Origin of the sequence: Ruminococcus sp. 5_1_39BFAA (assembly GCF_964240875.1) — a bacterium.
Taxonomy (GTDB): domain Bacteria; phylum Bacillota; class Clostridia; order Lachnospirales; family Lachnospiraceae; genus Blautia_A.
Genome location: NZ_CAXSVO010000004.1, coordinates 148,243 through 165,481 on the forward strand (window position 1 = coordinate 148,243; position 17,239 = coordinate 165,481).

The following is a 17,239-nucleotide window of genomic DNA, read 5'->3' on the forward strand; positions in this document are numbered from 1 at the left end:
TCCTTATAATCCCAGTTCTTCCGGCACGGAAATTTTTCCGGTCACAGCGCTTGCCGCAGCTACTGCCGGGCTTGCAAGATAAACCTCGGAATTCACATGGCCCATACGGCCTACAAAGTTACGGTTCGTTGTGGAGATACATCTCTCTCCTTCTGCTAAAATTCCCATATAACCGCCCAGACAGGGACCGCAGGTAGGTGTGCTTACTACAGCGCCTGCCTCAATAAAGATCTTCAGAAGTCCTTCCTCCATAGCCTGAAGATAGACTGCCTGAGTAGCCGGAATCACGATACAGCGCAGGCCCTTTTTCACTTTGCGTCCTTTCAGGATCTCTGCTGCCACGCGGAGGTCATCGATCCGTCCGTTTGTACAGGAACCGATCACTGCCTGATCAACTGTTACCGGCTCGGTAATTTCAGAAATTGTTTTGGTGTTTTCCGGCAGATGCGGGAAAGCAATTGTTGGCTCCAGAGTGCTGAGATCAATGGTATATTCAGCCTCATAAACCGCATCCGGATCAGCCTCGTAAATCTTATACGGTCTCTTGGAATGCTCCTCCATATATGCAATGGCAGCTTCATCTACCGGGAAGATTCCGTTCTTTCCGCCAGCCTCAATTGCCATGTTTGCAATGGTAAAGCGGTCGTCCATGGACAGGTTTTTAATTCCCTCGCCCACAAACTCCATGGATTTGTAAAGAGCGCCGTCAACACCGATCATACCGATGATATGTAAGATCACATCTTTGCCGCTGACCCACTTTTTCGGCTTACCTACAATATTGAATTTAATGGCAGGCGGAACCTTAAACCATGCTTTTCCGGTTGCCATACCGGCTGCCATATCTGTGCTTCCGACACCAGTGGAAAATGCCCCCAGTGCTCCGTAGGTACAGGTGTGGGAGTCCGCTCCGATGATCACATCGCCAGCTACGGTCAGTCCTTTTTCCGGCAAAAGAGCATGCTCAATTCCCATTTGTCCTACGTCAAAATAATTGGTAATATCATGCTTACAGGCAAATTCACGGACACATTTGCAGTGCTCAGCGGATTTAATGTCCTTATTCGGAATAAAATGATCCATTACCAATGCGATCTTATCCTTATCAAAAACAGTATTCACGGTCATTTTATCCATCTCATGAATCGCTACAGGAGATGTAATATCATTTCCCAAAACAAGATCCAACTCTGCCTCAATCAACTGTCCTGCTTCCACATGATCCAGGCCCGCATGAGCTGCCAGGATTTTCTGTGTCATTGTCATTCCCATTTCTCGATTCCTCCTTTTTTCTTACGCTCGTTCCTGAGCATCGCTGCGTTTACGCAGCAAATAGCTTCACTCTATAACTCAGCTATTTTTTCTGTTGCTATTCTATCACATTTTTTGTTATACTGCTAATACATATTAATCATATTTATTATAACTATAAGTTATGGAGGTTCCATTATGCAGGAAAATCTTTCCCTCTATCATATTTTTTATACAGTGGGGCGAACCGGAAATATTTCCCAGGCTGCCAGAGAGCTGTATATCAGCCAGCCCGCTATCAGCAGAGCGATCCGGAAGCTGGAAGAAAACCTGGATACCACACTTTTTAAGCGCAGCTCCAGGGGCGTATCTCTCACGCCTGACGGGATGGTTCTCTTCCGGAAGGTCCAGGAAGCGTTTTCTCTTCTTTCGGAAGGCGAAGACTCCATTCTCCACAACCGCTCCCGTGAGATTCCGAGACTTCGGCTTGGGGCCAGCTCTACCCTATGTAAATACGTGCTGCTTTCTCACTTGAAATCCTATATTGCAGCCAATCCCCAGGTGCGCATCACCATTTCCTGCCAATCAACTTATCAGACCTTGACGCTTCTTGATGAAGGGAAAATCGATCTTGGTCTGATCGGACGGCCCAAGAGGCTCTCAGGTTACCATTACCGCCCTATGGTGGATATCCGGGACACATTTGTTGCGACCAGGCAGTATTTAAAAAACCAGCATGAGCTTTTTCCCCACGAACCTCTCCATCATACGGCAACCTTCATGATGCTGGATGAAGAAAATATTACCCGGCAGTCCGTAAATGCGCTTTTGAAGGATAACCGGATGGAATTGAGTCATATCCTGGAAGTGACTTCTATGGACCTGCTTATTGAGTTTGCACAGATTGGTCTTGGAATTGCCTGTGTGATAAGGGAGTTTGTGCAGAAAGAGCTGGATGAGGGTACTTTGGTTGAGGTTCCTATGGGGCTCTCCTTTCCCTCACGGGAAATCGGATTTGTGTGCCGGAAAAAGGATTATGAATTGCCTTTACTCTCGCCGTTTTTCTCATGAAAACAGCCTGCCAGGTAAACCTGACAGGCTGTTGGAAATTTCCTTCGGAAATTTTGCTTAGTTGTTGATCAGCTTATCTTCGCCGTTCCAGCTGTAGAGTTTACGTACTTCTTCGCCAACCTTTTCAGCCGGATGCTCTGCTGCTAATTTTCTCATGGCTTTGAAATGAACCTGACGGCCTGCCGGGCTCATATCAAGCAGGAACTCTTTTGCGAAGGTACCATCCTGGATGTCGGACAGGATCTTCTTCATAGTCTTCTTTGTCTCTTCTGTGATGATCTTTGGTCCTGTTACATAGTCGCCGTACTCAGCAGTATTGGAGATGGAATATCTCATTCCTGCAAAACCGGACTGGTAGATCAGGTCAACGATCAGCTTCATCTCATGGATACACTCAAAGTAAGCGTTTCTCGGGTCATAGCCAGCTTCGCACAGTGTCTCAAAGCCTGCCTGCATCAGTGCGCATACACCACCGCAAAGAACTGCCTGCTCACCGAACAGGTCTGTCTCTGTCTCTGTTCTGAAGGTTGTTTCCAGAACGCCTGCTCTTGCTCCGCCGATGCCAAGTGCATATGCCAGAGCTTTGTCAAGAGCTTTTCCTGTGTAATCCTGCTGAACAGCAACCAGACAAGGAACACCCTTACCAACCTGATACTCGCTTCTTACAGTATGTCCAGGTCCTTTTGGTGCAATCATGGTAACGTCAACGTTCTTTGGCGGATTGATGCATCCGAAATGGATATTGAAGCCGTGAGCGAACATCAGCATGTTACCCTCTTCCAGGTTCGGCTCGATGTCGTTTTTGTACATATCAGCCTGCTTCTCATCGTTGATCAGAATCATAATGATGTCAGCCTGCTTTGCAGCTTCTGCTGCTGTGTATACTTTAAAGCCCTGCTCTTCTGCTTTTTTCCAGGATCTGCTGCCCTCGTAGAGACCAATGATAACATCGCATCCTGACTCCTTAAGGTTCAGTGCGTGAGCATGTCCCTGACTTCCGTAACCGATAATAGCAATTTTTTTGCCCTCCAGAAGAGACAGGTTACAGTCTTCCTGGTAAAAAATTCTTGCTGCCATTTTACTTTCCTCCTACTATCTTTAACATTTTTTCATAATATGATCTACCACACCGGGTACCCAGTCTGATAAATCCTCCTCCCGCTTCGGCATGTTGTTCAACCACACCTTCACTTCGGAGTAATATATTGTTAAGGGATTTTCCCTTAGACATCTTTGTAATATTTACAGGTAACAAACACCCTTTGATCCTCTCGGAAGTCCCATCACACCGGCGCGTGCCAGCTCCAGGATCTCGTAATCTCCCATTAGGTCAATGAACGCTTCCAGCTTGCTCTTGCTGCCTGTCATCTCCACGATCAGAGAGTCCTTGCTCACATCTACAACCTTTGCACGGAAAATATCAGCTATGGAAACAATTCCCTGACGCTGCTCGGGTGTAGCTGCAACCTTTATAAGAACGGTTTCACGCACCACGCTTTCTGCGGGATCCAGAACCTTAATATCACGCACGTCCACCAGCTTCGCAAGCTGCTTCGTGATCTGCTCCAGAATCGCATCATCACCGCTGCATACAACCGTGATCCTGGTATAGTTCTCATCCGCAGTCACACCTGCAGTAATGCTGTCTATATTATAGCCCCGGCGGCTGAACAAGCCTGCAATACGGCTGAGCACACCGGATGTATTATCCACTAACAAGGATAAAATTTTTTTCTGCATAACCCACCTGCTTTCATCCTTTAAACTTTCATATGGTTAACATTATAGCAACATAAAATATTTTGTCAATGCGGAAAATGTCAAATTTTAATGTTTTAACTCAATAAAGTCTCCTGGTACAGCGCCAATTACACAAGATATTTGTTTTTCAACTCCTCCAGAGTCTTAGGTGTAAGGTACAGTCCACGCCTGAGAAATCTCTCCACAGAGCCGTACTCTGCGATGATCGCCTCGAATACGCAGTCCAAATAGGATTCCTTTACTTTATACATTGCAGAAATCTTCTCTACATTTTCCAGGCTGTCAAGCTTTTTCGCTTCCAGATACCGAAGCATGTATTCCAGCTCTTTATCCAGATAGCGGTTGGTGCGCATAAAATCCTCCCGTATGGTATCACGCGGTATCCCAAGAGCGCACAAAAGCAACGCTGTTCCCACACCTACACGATCCTTGCCCATACTGCAGTGCCACAAAGCTGCCCCCTCCTCGTGGTGAAGAAGCACATCCATAAACCTTGCATACTGCTTAACCGAATATTTATCGCGCACAAAGCTTTCATACTGTTTTTGCATCAACTTGTCCACATCGCCCTGAAATCCCAGTACCATTTCCAGCATACTGTTTTCGCGGGAAATTCCCATGCTCTCATCGTCCATGATGGGAATATGATAATACTCCACACCTTTTAGGATGGCATCCGGTTTTTCCTGCCGTTCCCTTACTGAACGGAAATCGATCACGGTTTTAATATGATATTCTTCGGATAAAAGCCGCTGGTCGGAAAGGGAAGCGTGATACAGACCGCCGCTCCGGAAAAGCTTTCTGGGCAGAATGTGCCGCCCGTCCTCAGATGCCAGTGCCCCCAAGTCTCTGGTATTCGGGAGACTCTGGAGCGGAAGCCGTCCTCCTTTGGGAAATCCCACTGCCATATTGGGATTTAATGCCTTAAGAACATGAATGCACTCCTGTACTTCCTTTTCAGTCATATCAAATTTATACCGTTTTCTTCTTCTCGTAACTATGACCAGATAATTGGAAACCATCTGCTTCGCTGTGCCGTCATCGGAGTTCTCTCCCTCACGGCGCTTATATGCCCACATAATATCCCTGCACGGAAGGCTGTTCAGCATCATGTGCCTGGTAAAAGACAGGTATCCGTCCTCTATGCGAATTTTGCCGTATTTCATCTCTTTCCTCCGGTTCCTAAACGTTAATTCCTCTGATTATTTCATAAAGTGCTTCCAGACTATAGGGTAAAATTTCTTCGTCCAATTGAAACTCCGGGTGATGCAGAGGATGGTTTTCCCCGGGAATCGCTGCAAGGAAGACCGTAAAAAGCCCCTTTGTTTCTTTAAAATACCGATATGCGTTATCGCCGGAAAGAAACAGCTCGTCCTCTCCTTCTAATCGAAATCTATCATGAAAAACTTTTTTTCCCGCCTTTACCGCAATATCAGTCAGCTCCGGGTCGTTGGCAAAAGCCAGAACCGGCTCCTTCGGGAATACCATCTCAATTTTTGTTCCCGTCTTTTCCTGTATTTCGGCAAGGCTTTTCTCAATCCGGCTTTTCAGTTCTATGTAATCTTCTTCATGGCAGGCACGTATATTTCCCCGCAGCACCACATGGTCGGAAATGATGTTGGGATATTCCCCGCCGTGAATGGTTCCGATTCCCACCAGACAGCGACCCTTTCCCTTATAGGAACGATTCAGGTCGTGAAATGCCTGCACCACAAGCGCTGCACCGTAAATACTGTCGATTCCCCTGGATGCCTCGCACCAGTGGCTGGATTTTCCGCGGACATGGATATCCATTCCATTGATCATGGCAGAAGCCTGCCCCTCATGGACAGCCATACCCAGAGTTCCGTCTACTGCATAATGAAACATGAGAAACGCATCTGCGTTTTCCAGGGCTCCTGCTGCCAGCATCCTCTTTGCCCCTTCTCCGATTTCCTCTGCAGGCTCAAAAAGGAAACGCACCCGGACAGGGAATGCCTCTCCCTCCCCGGCAACGATCTTTGCCATCACAAGTGCTGTGGCTAAAATCCCATCGTGACCGCAGGCGTGCATACATCCCTGGTTTTTGGACGCATAGGGAAGCCCGGTCTGCTCCTGAATGGGAAGGGCATCCATCTCCGCCCGCAAAACCACAAGCTTTTCCTTCTTTCTCTGTGAGGGATGGCTGGCGATCAGCCCGGTAGGGGCAACCGGGGTAATCTCATACCCCAGCTCCTCCAGGTATTGCCGTATAAATGCAGATGTTTCTACCTCCTTAAGCCCCAGTTCAGGATACTCATGGAAATGCCGCCGCAGTCTCAGCAGCTCATCCTTGTATTCTGCAAATCTGCCGTTATAGACCAGCTTATTCATTACATAATTTCCTTAAAGGTCTTTTTATTTTCAATTGCCTCTGTCATTGCAGCCATCTTCGATGTATCTCCGATCAGAATGACACCGCAGAGACGGTTGTTCAGGAAATAGTATTTCTCGTACTGCATCCGCACCATATCCTTAAACTCCACAGTACGGTAGATCAGATCCGGATTCTTCCCGTTATCTCCGATGGCATACAGGGATGTGTTCATTCCATGGAAGGAAAGTCCTGCCGAAACAGTAGTATAGGAAAGTGTCTCACCTGCCGCATTGGCGCCAGCTACCTTGCCCTGCTCCAGAGCCTGTGGCCAGATCGCATAATTGATGCCTTCATATTCTGCACAGTCGCCGCAGGCGTACACATCTGCCGCACTTGTCTCCATTTTCTCATTCACAACAACGCCCCGGTTGATGGCGATACCTGCCTCTTTTGCAAGGGCGGTATTTGCACGGACACCTGCGGAAACGATCACCAGGTCAGCAGGGAAAGTTCTGCCGTCCCCAAGCTTCACTCCTGTTACATGTTCCTCTCCCTCAATGGAGGAGATCTGAACGCCTGCATGGATCGAAATCCCCTGCTTTTCGCTGATCTGGGTGAGCAGGTCGCTTGCACCCTGGTCAAGCTGCCGTCCCATAATCTGCGGTGCAAGCTCCAGGACGTTTACGTTCTTTTTCGCTTTTCTGAATTCCCATGCAGCCTCAAGACCAAGAACGCCTCCGCCAATCACTACAACATTCTGGACCTTATCCATCAGCTTCTCAATTTTTTCTATGTCTGACATACGGCGGATTGCTACGACCTCCGGCTTGTCAGCACCGGAAATTGGCGGGATAAAGCACTCGGAGCCAAGGGCATAGATAAGCTTTGTATACATCAGCTTCGTTCCATCGTCAAGGCTTACTTCTTTTGCCTGGGTATCAATTCCCACCACCTGTTTTCCAAGAACCTGAATGATCTTGTTTTCCTCATACCAGCTTTCCTGCTCCACCGCGATCTCAGCGGCATCCAGCTCCGCTACCATGGATTTTGTCAGCATCGGACGGTTATAGGTGGAGTACGGCTCATTGGAGATCATGACTACAGAAGCTGTCTTGTCACGCTCCCGAATCGCCTTAGCCGCACTGAAGCCTGCGGCACCATTTCCAAGGATCACGTAGAAATCACTGGAATCCTTGCGGTAGCTTGTCTCCTCAGCCTCTACCGGCACGAAATTCTCTTTGCCTACGCCGCAAACCGGGCAGATTTCCAGGGAAGAATCGAAAATCTCGCCGCAGACCAGACATTTTACGAGAGTACGAGGACCCTTTGCCTTTTTTGTATTTTCCTTTTCCTGCAAAATGCAGCCGAAATTATAGCCGTATTCATAAGCATCCAGAAGCTGGTTTTCATTTGGCTTAAAACGAACCTTAAGGCCGTCAACCACTCTCATGTTCAACTGCTTCAGCCTCTCGATCAGATGAGGCACAGCTTCCCCACTCCATCCGTAGCTTCCGAATGCGCTTGCCAGCTTGCCGCCGTGGGTTCCCGCAAAAATGGAGGTTGTCAGGTCCCAGATAGGCTTTAATGCCTCTCCCACAATAGTCGGGGAGCCCAGAAGAATGCCGTCTGCAAAGCCCAGCTCCTCCAGAACCTTTGCCTGGTCAGCCGTTACCATATCATAGCATCTCACATCAATGTCACCGCTGTCCTGAATACCTCTGCTGATCTCCTGTGCAAGCTGCTCTGTGTAGCCGTAAGCACTCACATAAGGAATGATGACCGTCTTTTTAGGATTCGGATTTACAACGGTACACCATTTCTCATAAGTGTCGTACATGAAATCAATGTTTTCGTCCAGAACAGGTCCATGGCCCGGGCAGATCATGGTAACATCCAGTTTTCTTACACGGTCCAGTGCTTTCAGCATATAGGGCTTGAATGGTCCGATAATACAGTCAAAGTAATATTTTGTGGCACGCATGTAGCCCTCATGGTCTGTCACCTTGCTTGCAAGCACATCGTGAAAGCCGTAATGGGAGCCAAAGGAGTCGCAGGTTACCAAAATCTGCTCCTCCTCAATAAAGGTGTACATGGTATCCGGCCAGTGAAGGTTTGGCACAATGAGGAAGCGCAGAGTCTTTCCTCCGATTTCCATAGTCTGGTTATCCTTTACCGCTATGGAACAGAAATCCCTGTTTACGATCTCCTTCAAAAAGCCGATCGCACAGCCTGTGGCAATGATCTTCATCTGCGGGCTGTAATCCAACAGCTTCTCAATGCTTCCTGCATGGTCAGGCTCTGTGTGCTCCACAACCAGATAATCAATTTTTGTCACATCAATGATCTCTTTTAATTTATCCAGGTATTCGTCAAAGAATTTGCCCTTTGCGGTTTCAAAAAGTATTGTCTTGTCCTTTGTTTTCCAGACATAGGAATTATAGGTGGTACCAAATTCGGTGTGCATAATGATGTCAAAGACGCGCAGATTATCATCCACGATCCCTGCCCAGTAAAATCCGTCACGCAATTTTAATGTTTTCATATATGATCCTCTCTTTCACAAAACTATTTTTATGTGCTGTATTAAATCAACCCCAGATGCTCCAGACCGTTGCGGATGCCGTAATGGAACATATCCTCCGTAACGTAATCCGCAAGCTTCAGGATTTTTGGGGTAGCATTTCCCATGGCTACCTTAGTGGCAGCATACTCAAACATGGCAAGGTCATTATTACTATCACCAAATACCACCGTATCCTCCCACGGGATATCAAAGATCCTGCAGACTGCCGCGATTCCTACCGCCTTGCTGAAGCCCTTGGGGATCATCTCAATGGTATCTCCTGCAAATCCTTCTCCGCCATGGCAGATAAAATCAAAATAAGCTGACAGCTCTCTGCAGGCTGCATCCGGATCGCTCTGCGGTGTTATTTTTGCACTGATCTTATTGATAAACATGGAATCCTCATTGCCCTTTATGGGTTTCCACTTATCCCCCAGTGTTTTCGTAATAATGTCCGCATACCAGTTGATGCTGTTATTGTATTCCGCTTTGTCATAATACATGTAGTCCGGGCCTTCCATCACCGGGATCATTTTGTATTTCCGCAGAATCTCCACGGACCGTCTCGCCTCCTGCGGCGTCACCTGCCTGTCGAATATCCGCTTTCCGTCCTTTTCTATGGTAGCCCCGCAGGAAGTGATCATTCCGGTAAAAGCAACCTTTTCCAGATAATCCGGCACAAATGCCCGGCTTCTTCCTGTGCACAGCCATGCCTGATGCCCGTTTTCCCTGAGCTTTTCGATGGCTCTCACAGCACTGTCCGGAGTACCCTTTTCAAGATCGCAGACCGTTCCGTCCGCGTCAAAAAACACTGCTTTTTTTCTCATTTGCTTTTTCTCCATCGCTTCTATCTATAAAAAATCCCGGCAACCCGGCAGAAATCCCAGGTATCCCTGATGCCTGCCGTCTCATAGGGCGAGTGCATGGCAAGCTGGGGCAGTCCCACATCCACCGTATTTAAAGCAACCTGCGTATTTGAAATATTTCCAAGTGTGGAGCCTCCCGCCATATCGGAGCGGTTTACGTAGGTCTGACAGGAAACTTCTGCTTCCCTGCACAGTTCCTGAAAAACAGCCGCTGAAATGCCGTCCGTACAATATTTCTGATTGGCATTGTATTTCACTGTAATACCTCCGTTTAACACAGGGCGGTTTACAGGGTCTGCTTTTTCCGTATAGTTCGGGTGCATGGCCTGGGCATTGTCCGCTGAGATCATGAAGCTTTTTGCAAGGGAGATCAGATAGTCCTCATAGCTTCCCCCAAGTCCCAGGCAGATGCGCAAGAGCGTATCTTTAAGGAAGGTGGACGCTGCTCCCTGCTTGGTGGAACTTCCCACTTCTTCATTGTCCAGAACACAGTAAACGCATACGGATTCTTTCCTATCTGCGCTCAAAAAGCCTTCCATGGAAGCAAAGGCACACTGCAGATCGTCAAGTCTTGGTGCAGAGATAAATTCCTCCGAAGCTCCCCATATAGTACCAGGCATTCTGTTATATAAAAACAGGTCGTGGCTCAGGATATCGCTTTCCTCCACCCCTGCCTCCTGTGCCATCCTCTTCATAAAGGTGCCTTTTGCGTCGCCGCCTCCGTACAGGGGAAGCAGATCCTTTTGGATGTTGTATTTATAACCGTCATTTACATCCCGGTTCATATGCACAGCAAGGTTGGGGATCATAAGAAGGTCGTGCTCCACACATACCAGTTTTTCCTTAATCTTCCCATTTTCTTTCACAATCATGCGCCCAGCCACAGATAAAGGACGGTCAAACCAGGGTGCCAGAAGCATTCCGCCGTACTTTTCCACATTCAGCTTAACGTAGGCCCCTTCCACAGATATTTCCGGGTTTTCCTTTATTTTAAAAGCAGGCGAGTCACTGTGACTGGCAATAATGTGAAAAACATCACAGCCCTTTTCCGGAATAGAAAAGGCAATGACTGCAGAGCTGTTCCGGGTTACAAAATAGGTGCAGCCCGGCTTCAGCTTCCAGTGCTCATCCTCCTGTAGGCGGGTAAAGCCCTCGCTCTCAAATCTTTTGCATATGGTTTCCACAGCCTGATAAGCTGTGGGGCTTTTTTTGATAAATTCCAATAAATCTTCTGCTGTTTTCCGGTACATTTTTTTCTCTCCGTTTTATTCTAGTCCTGTACCTCAGATAATCAGTACACGGTACTATTGTATCAAACCGTTTGTGAAGTGGCTAGTCCCAGGTTGGATTTTTCTTAAAAAATTTATACTTATCCTTCCCTTGACAGAATATCCCGCTTAAGATACCATAAACAAAAAGACAAAATTTTTAGGAAAAACTACCGGGAGTGAGGAGGCTCATCTATGGGAAAAATGACGGTATATCATGGCAGTTATACCACCGTCGAAAGTCCAAGAATCATAAAAGGAAAAAATACAAAAGACTTTGGCACTGGCTTCTATTGTACGATCATCCGTGAGCAGGCAGAACGCTGGGCAAGACGATATGACTCTGGCATGGTAAATACTTATACGGTCCGAATGGATACCCGGCTGAAAATACTGGAATTCAAGGAAATGACAGAGGAATGGCTTGACTTTATTATCGACTGCCGCCACGGAAAACCACATGATTATGATATTGTGATCGGCGCCATGGCAAATGATCAGATTTATAATTTCATTGCAGATTACATTGACGGTATCATCACAAGAGAACAGTTCTGGGTAATGGCAAAATTTAAATATCCAACTCATCAGATCAGCTTCTGTTCCCCTGCTGCGCTACAATGTCTGGATTTTGTATCAAGTGAGGAGGTTTCAAGGATATGACCGGACGAGAAGATTCAAAAGAAAATGATTTGTTTTTCACCTGCAGTCTGATCGACTACATAGCAAGAAAGACCAAAAATAAAAGAGCCGACATAGTAAACGCATTGGGTAAAGCCCGGGTTTCCAAAATATATGACCTTGCTGATGTTTATCACAGTGACAACCTCGACCGTGTCAGTGAGGATTTTATTGAGTCTGCCGAAATCAAGGACGGAACCTTTGACAGCGTGGCAAATACCAAATATTCTGTACCCAGCCACTGGGACATTGGCAAAGTATTTAAGCGGCTTATTCTCGGCATTGCGAGAGAAAAGCATATGGATGTCATAGATGCACTGTTTGAAGCCTACAATTCCTTTGTCAGCAGTAAAATCGAGGATTTTAACAGCAGCTTTTATTACGATGCGCCTCAAAATATCCTCAATGCTTATCTGGATGGAAGAATCGAATGAAATGAGACAGCATCCCAAACAGTTAAAAACGGCACATGATCATGGAATTTCCATGACAATGTGCCGTTTTGCCTGTCTTTTAATCCAGAATGATCAACGCCATAAAAACAAGATCGCTATTCCCCGTATTGGCAAGTCCATGTCCATGACCGCTGGGAGTGAAGGTAATGTCTCCCGGGCCCACCGTACGGTAGCGGCAGTCATCGTTATATTCTCCCTGACCGCTTATAATGTAATAGGTCTCACTTTCGCCGTGATGCTCATGATAACCCAGCGAACATCCCGGTTCCAGCGTCACCTCCGCATAAAGCCCGCATTTGCCGTTTAACTGCGGTCCTTCCAGGATATCTTTAATGATCACATGTCCGTTTCCTTCACACATATGCTCCACACGACTGATCTTCATAGTCATTCCTCCTACACCCTTAATAACAAAGGACAGCGTCCGCAGAAAAGCCTGCAGAAGCTGCCCGCTTTGTTTTATTATTTCACAGCTTTTTGATCCTGTCAATTGCTTCCAGGGTATTTTCGTAGGTTCCGAAGGCTGTCAGACGGAAGAAGCCCTCGCCGTGAGCGCCAAAGCCTGAGCCCGGGGTACCTACCACGTTTGCCTCTTTTAAAAGGTAATCAAAGAATTCCCATGAAGTCATATTGCCCGTTGTTTTCAGCCAGATATATGGTGCATTTACACCGCCGGATACGGAAAATCCCGCTTTGGAAAGCTCATCGTAAATAGTCTTTGCATTTCTCTGGTAATAGCCTACCTGAGCCTTTAACTGCGCTTTTCCTGCTTCCGAATACACAGCCTCTCCTGCTCTCTGCACAATATAGGGCGCACCGTTGAACTTGGTTCCATGGCGTCTTGCCCACAGGCTGTGAAGCTGTACACCGTCACGTACTAATTCCTTTGGAATGACGGTAAATCCTAAACGCACGCCTGTGAAGCCTGCATTTTTGGAAAAGCTCCGAAGTTCGATGGCACAGGTTCTGGCTCCCTCGCACTCATAAATGGTATGGGGCACGTTTTCCTCCGTGATATACGCCTCATAAGCTGCATCATAAATAATCACGCAGCCGTTTTTATTTGCATAATCCACCCACTTCTGCAGCTCATCCTTTGTGATGGCAGAGCCAGTCGGGTTATTTGGAAAGCACAGATAGATCAGATCCGGCACCTCGTTTGGAAATTCCGGCAGAAAACCGTTTTCCTCACGGCAGGGCATATAGATCACGCCGTCGAAATTTTCCTTTGCAGCATTATATGCTCCGGTGCGTCCTGCCATGACATTGGTGTCCACATAGACTGGATAAACCGGGTCACACACAGCCACTTTATTATCCTGTCCGAAAATCTCCTGAATGTTTCCGGAATCGCTTTTTGCTCCGTCGGAAACAAAAACCTCATCTGCTGCTATGTCGCAGCCTCTGTCCTGATAGTCATTTTTCGCAATGGCATTTCTCAAAAATTCATATCCCAGATCCGGTGCATATCCCCTGAAGGTCTCTGCGTGAGCCATCTCATCCACAGCTCCGTGAAGGGATTCGATAATAGCGGGAGCAAGGGGCTGGGTCACATCCCCGATTCCAAGACTGATCACATTGCTGGAAGGATTTTCTTCTTTATAAGCCTTTACTTTTTTTGCAATTGTGGAAAACAGATAGCTTCCCGGCAATTTCAGATAATTATGATTAATGGTAACCATTGGGCCAAAGCCTCCTCTATTCAATTTTGTAGTAACATCAAAATTTTATGACTTTATCAGTTTAAAGTCAAGCTGTATCTTAACTTTTTATCTTCTCTTTTCAAGCTCGGCCGTCAGCGCCTCCCGGACACTGGCAGGGTTTGCCTTGCCCTTTAATTCCTTCATGATCAGGCCCACAAAGAAGCCCATAACTTTATCCTTTCCTCCCAGAAGCTCTGAAAGCGGTCCCGGGTTAGCATCAAAGAGCTTCGTGATGGTTTCCGTCAAAAGTCCGGTATCTTCCACGATTTTCAGGCCCTTCTCTTCAATATATGCCGCCGGATCAATATCCTGGTCAAAGACAAGCTCAAACACCTTTTTCGCATTCTGAGGGCTTACCTCTTTTTTCTCCATCATTTCCAAAAGGCTGGAAAGATGCTCCGGTGAAAAGCGCACCTGCTCCGGTTCCAGTCCTTTGTCCTTCATAAGACGCAGAACCTCCACCATAAACCAGTTAGCTGTCTTTTTGGCATTACCGTAAAGAGCTGCCACTTCCTCAAAAAGGGCTGCCAGATGTCTGGATTCTGTCAGGATTCCGGCATCATAAGCGGGAAGGCCGTATTCATCCTGATAGCGCTGCTTCTTTTCCTCACGGAACTCTGGAAGAGATTTTCTGATCTCCTCGATCCACTCATCGGAAATATGGATGGGCGGCAGATCAGGGTCAGGGAAATAGCGGTAATCTTTAGCATCCTCCTTGGAACGCATGGCGTGAGAGGATTCCTTGTTATCATCCCAGCGGCGTGTTTCCTGGGTAACTGTTCTGCCCATTTCCAGAAGCTCGATCTGACGCTCCCGTTCTCCCTCAATGGCATGGGCAATGGCCTTAAAGGAGTTCAGGTTTTTCATCTCTGTTCTGGTACCCAGCTTTTCCGTTCCAACCTCCCGCACGGAAAGGTTTACATCCGCTCTCATGGAACCTTCCTGGAGCTTACAGTCGGAAACGCCCAGATACTGCATGGTGCAGCGCAGTTTTTCCAGGTACGCGATCACCTCGTCAGCGCTTCTCATATCCGGCTCGGATACGATCTCGATCAGTGGAACGCCGCTTCGGTTAAAGTCTACAAGAGAGCAGTCCTCCCATTCATCATGGATCAGCTTTCCTGCATCCTCCTCCATGTGCATTTCATGGATCCTTACCTTTTTCTTTCCTCCTGAGGTCTCAATCTCCACCCAGCCATCATGACAGATTGGGAGATAAAGCTGGGAAATCTGGTAGTTCTGGGGATTGTCAGGATAAAAATAATTCTTTCTGTCAAATTTGCAGTATTGATTGATCTGGCAGTTTGCGGCAAGTCCGGCTTTTAATGCAAACTCCACCACCTTTTTATTCAGTACAGGCAGAGAGCCTGGCATACCGGTACAAACCGGGCAGGTGTGGGTGTTTGGCGCACCACCGAATTCTGTGGAACAGCCGCAGAAAATCTTTGTCTTTGTGGCAAGCTCTACATGAACCTCCAGTCCAATGATCGTCTCATATTGTTTCATGCCTTGCTTCCCCCTTCCTCCGGTGTTCCGAAATCTCCTCTTGCCTGTTCATAGGCATGAGCTGCACGGAGAATCTTCTTTTCCATAAAGCAGTCTCCGATCATCTGGATGCCAATGGGCAACCCTGCTTTATCTTTTCCACAGGGAACTGTGATTCCCGGAAGTCCGCAAAGGTTCACTGCGACAGTATAAATATCTCCCAGATACATGGCAAGCGGGTCCTTTAAGCTTTCTCCAAGCTTTGGCGCTGTGTAAGGAGCTGCAGGAGCCAGAAGTACATCGTATTCCTGAAATGCCCGGTCAAACTCCTGCTTGATCAGCGCTTTGGTGCGCAGAGCCTTCAGATAATAAGCGTCATAATAACCGGAGCTTAAAACAAAGGAACCAAGCATGATACGGCGTCTGACCTCCTCACCAAAGCCCTCTGTCCTTGTCCTTTTGTACATATCGTGCAGACCCTCATAGTCTTTTGCCCGGTAGCCGTATTTTACGCCGTCAAACCGTTCCAGATTGGAGCTTGCCTCCGCACTGGCGATGATATAATAGGCAGGAATCATATATTCCATTGTCTTGACTGAGAAGAATTCCACAATGGCACCCATTCCGGTCAGGGTTTTCAGCACTTCCATAAAGGCAGCCTTTACCTCAGGGTTGATTCCCTCTGCAAGATATTCCTTGGGGACTCCGAATTTCATTCCCAGAAGTTTGTCTGTAATCTCTCCGGAAAAGTCCAAATCCTGACGTTCCAGAGAGGTGCTGTCCTTTGGATCATGTCCGGCTATTACCTCCAAAAGCGCCGCACAGTCCGCTACATCCTTTCCCACAGGACCAATCTGATCCAGAGAGGATGCATAGGCTACCAATCCATAACGGGAAACCGTGCCATAGGTAGGCTTTAATCCTGTCACACCGCAGAACGAGCTTGGCTGACGGATGGAACCTCCTGTATCGGAGCCAAGCGCCGCATAAGCCTCCCCTGCTGCCACTGCTGCACAGGAACCGCCTGATGAGCCGCCCGGTACATGCTCCAGATCCCATGGGTTCCTGGTAACGCCGTAGGCAGACGTCTCAGTGGTGCTTCCCATGGCAAACTCGTCCATGTTTGTTTTTCCAATTACGATCATACCAGCCTTTTCCAGGCGGTCAATTACCTCCGCATTATACTGTGGAACAAAGTTCTCCAGGATCCTGGATGCACAGGTAGTCTTTTTTCCTTTGATGCAGATATTATCCTTTACGGCAATGGGAACACCAGCCAAAGGACCTGAATAGGTGCCGTCCGCAATTCCCTTTTCCACCTGCTTTGCTCTTGTATATGCTTCTTTCTTATAAGTGTCCAGGTAGGCATGTACCTTCCCTTCTTTTTTCTCAATTTGGTCAAATACAGTCTTGACCCCGTCCAGGGCACTAATCTGATGCTGTTTTATTTTTTCCGCCAGCTCTAAGGCGGTCATTTTTTCCAAATCCATGGTCCTGTCTCCTATCCTATTGTTTTTGGAACCTGATACTGTCCTTCTTTTGACTTCGGAGCATTTTTCAGCATGGCATCCCGGTTATCGCCGTTTGTCACCACATCCTCCCGGAACACATTCTGTCCCCCGAAAATGTGGGACATAGGCTCCACGCCCTCCGTATCAAGCTCATCCAGCTTTTCCACGTAGTCAAGCATTTCCTGCATGTCCTTTTTGGCCTTTTCCTTCTCCTGGTCAGTCAGGGAAAGCTTTGCAAGGATACAGACATTCTCCATTGTTTCATCATCAATCTGCTTCGCCATTTTTT

At 47.4% G+C, this 17,239-nt stretch carries 16 protein-coding genes; 3 read left to right on the top strand and 13 right to left on the bottom strand.

Annotated elements, in window-relative coordinates:
- Nucleotides 1-3: 3 nt before the first annotated feature.
- A complete protein-coding gene (leuC, locus tag ACESZH_RS07655; RefSeq protein WP_373214004.1) occupies nt 4-1,272 on the bottom strand; it encodes a 3-isopropylmalate dehydratase large subunit in 1,269 nt (422 codons plus the stop codon).
- A 177-nt stretch (nt 1,273-1,449) separates the two neighbouring features.
- Here leuC and ACESZH_RS07660 point away from each other — a divergent pair, with 177 nt between their 5' ends.
- Nucleotides 1,450-2,322, top strand: a complete 873-nt coding sequence (locus ACESZH_RS07660; RefSeq protein ID WP_373214007.1) for a LysR family transcriptional regulator — start codon at nt 1,450-1,452, stop codon at nt 2,320-2,322.
- A gap of 57 nt (nt 2,323-2,379) precedes the next feature.
- Here the strand turns inward: ACESZH_RS07660 and ilvC are convergent, their stop codons facing one another.
- The 7 genes from ilvC to ACESZH_RS07695 all read right to left on the bottom strand — a co-directional run bounded on the left by ilvC (nt 2,380) and on the right by ACESZH_RS07695 (nt 11,097).
- Nucleotides 2,380-3,399, bottom strand: a complete 1,020-nt coding sequence (gene ilvC, locus ACESZH_RS07665) for a ketol-acid reductoisomerase (RefSeq protein ID WP_373214010.1) — start codon at nt 3,397-3,399, stop codon at nt 2,380-2,382.
- Nucleotides 3,400-3,564: 165 nt separating this feature from the next.
- A complete protein-coding gene (gene ilvN / locus ACESZH_RS07670; RefSeq protein ID WP_373214012.1) occupies nt 3,565-4,062 on the bottom strand; it encodes an acetolactate synthase small subunit in 498 nt (165 codons plus the stop codon).
- A gap of 128 nt (nt 4,063-4,190) precedes the next feature.
- On the bottom strand, nt 4,191-5,249 hold the full coding sequence (locus ACESZH_RS07675) for a tyrosine-protein phosphatase (RefSeq protein WP_373214013.1): 1,059 nt from the start codon (nt 5,247-5,249) through the stop codon (nt 4,191-4,193).
- 16 nt (nt 5,250-5,265) lie between these two features.
- Nucleotides 5,266-6,435 (bottom strand): M20 family metallopeptidase, encoded by a 1,170-nt coding sequence (locus tag ACESZH_RS07680; RefSeq protein ID WP_373214015.1) that lies wholly within the window; start codon nt 6,433-6,435, stop codon nt 5,266-5,268.
- A complete protein-coding gene (locus ACESZH_RS07685; protein WP_373214018.1) occupies nt 6,435-8,960 on the bottom strand; it encodes an FAD-dependent oxidoreductase in 2,526 nt (841 codons plus the stop codon). Before ACESZH_RS07685 ends, ACESZH_RS07680 begins: the two co-directional genes overlap by 1 nt.
- A gap of 41 nt (nt 8,961-9,001) precedes the next feature.
- On the bottom strand, nt 9,002-9,808 hold the full coding sequence (locus ACESZH_RS07690) for an HAD-IIB family hydrolase (protein ID WP_373214020.1): 807 nt from the start codon (nt 9,806-9,808) through the stop codon (nt 9,002-9,004).
- Nucleotides 9,809-9,828: 20 nt separating this feature from the next.
- Nucleotides 9,829-11,097, bottom strand: a complete 1,269-nt coding sequence (locus ACESZH_RS07695) for a M18 family aminopeptidase (RefSeq protein WP_373214023.1) — start codon at nt 11,095-11,097, stop codon at nt 9,829-9,831.
- Between the two features lie 213 nt (nt 11,098-11,310).
- Here ACESZH_RS07695 and ACESZH_RS07700 point away from each other — a divergent pair, with 213 nt between their 5' ends.
- Together ACESZH_RS07700 and ACESZH_RS07705 are read left to right on the top strand one after the other, a co-directional pair.
- Complete coding sequence (locus ACESZH_RS07700; RefSeq protein ID WP_373214025.1) at nt 11,311-11,778, top strand: DUF3990 domain-containing protein; 468 nt, start codon at nt 11,311-11,313, stop codon at nt 11,776-11,778.
- Nucleotides 11,775-12,230: a hypothetical protein gene (locus ACESZH_RS07705; protein WP_373214027.1), complete on the top strand. Its 456-nt coding sequence runs from the start codon at nt 11,775-11,777 to the stop codon at nt 12,228-12,230. The genes ACESZH_RS07700 and ACESZH_RS07705 overlap by 4 nt, the downstream gene beginning before the upstream one ends.
- 79 nt (nt 12,231-12,309) lie before the next feature.
- Here ACESZH_RS07705 and ACESZH_RS07710 read toward each other — a convergent pair whose 3' ends face one another.
- The 5 genes from ACESZH_RS07710 to gatC form a co-directional block, all read right to left on the bottom strand.
- Entirely contained in the window at nt 12,310-12,636 is a 327-nt protein-coding gene (locus ACESZH_RS07710) for a cupin domain-containing protein (RefSeq protein ID WP_373214029.1), read from the bottom strand.
- 82 nt (nt 12,637-12,718) lie between these two features.
- A complete protein-coding gene (locus ACESZH_RS07715) occupies nt 12,719-13,933 on the bottom strand; it encodes an LL-diaminopimelate aminotransferase (protein WP_373214031.1) in 1,215 nt (404 codons plus the stop codon).
- 87 nt (nt 13,934-14,020) lie between these two features.
- Nucleotides 14,021-15,460, bottom strand: a complete 1,440-nt coding sequence (gatB, locus tag ACESZH_RS07720) for an Asp-tRNA(Asn)/Glu-tRNA(Gln) amidotransferase subunit GatB (protein WP_373214034.1) — start codon at nt 15,458-15,460, stop codon at nt 14,021-14,023.
- Nucleotides 15,457-16,929: an Asp-tRNA(Asn)/Glu-tRNA(Gln) amidotransferase subunit GatA gene (gene gatA, locus ACESZH_RS07725; RefSeq protein WP_373214035.1), complete on the bottom strand. Its 1,473-nt coding sequence runs from the start codon at nt 16,927-16,929 to the stop codon at nt 15,457-15,459. The genes gatB and gatA overlap by 4 nt, the downstream gene beginning before the upstream one ends.
- Before the next feature lie 11 nt (nt 16,930-16,940).
- Complete coding sequence (gene gatC, locus ACESZH_RS07730) at nt 16,941-17,234, bottom strand: Asp-tRNA(Asn)/Glu-tRNA(Gln) amidotransferase subunit GatC (protein WP_373214038.1); 294 nt, start codon at nt 17,232-17,234, stop codon at nt 16,941-16,943.
- Nucleotides 17,235-17,239 lie beyond the last annotated feature (5 nt).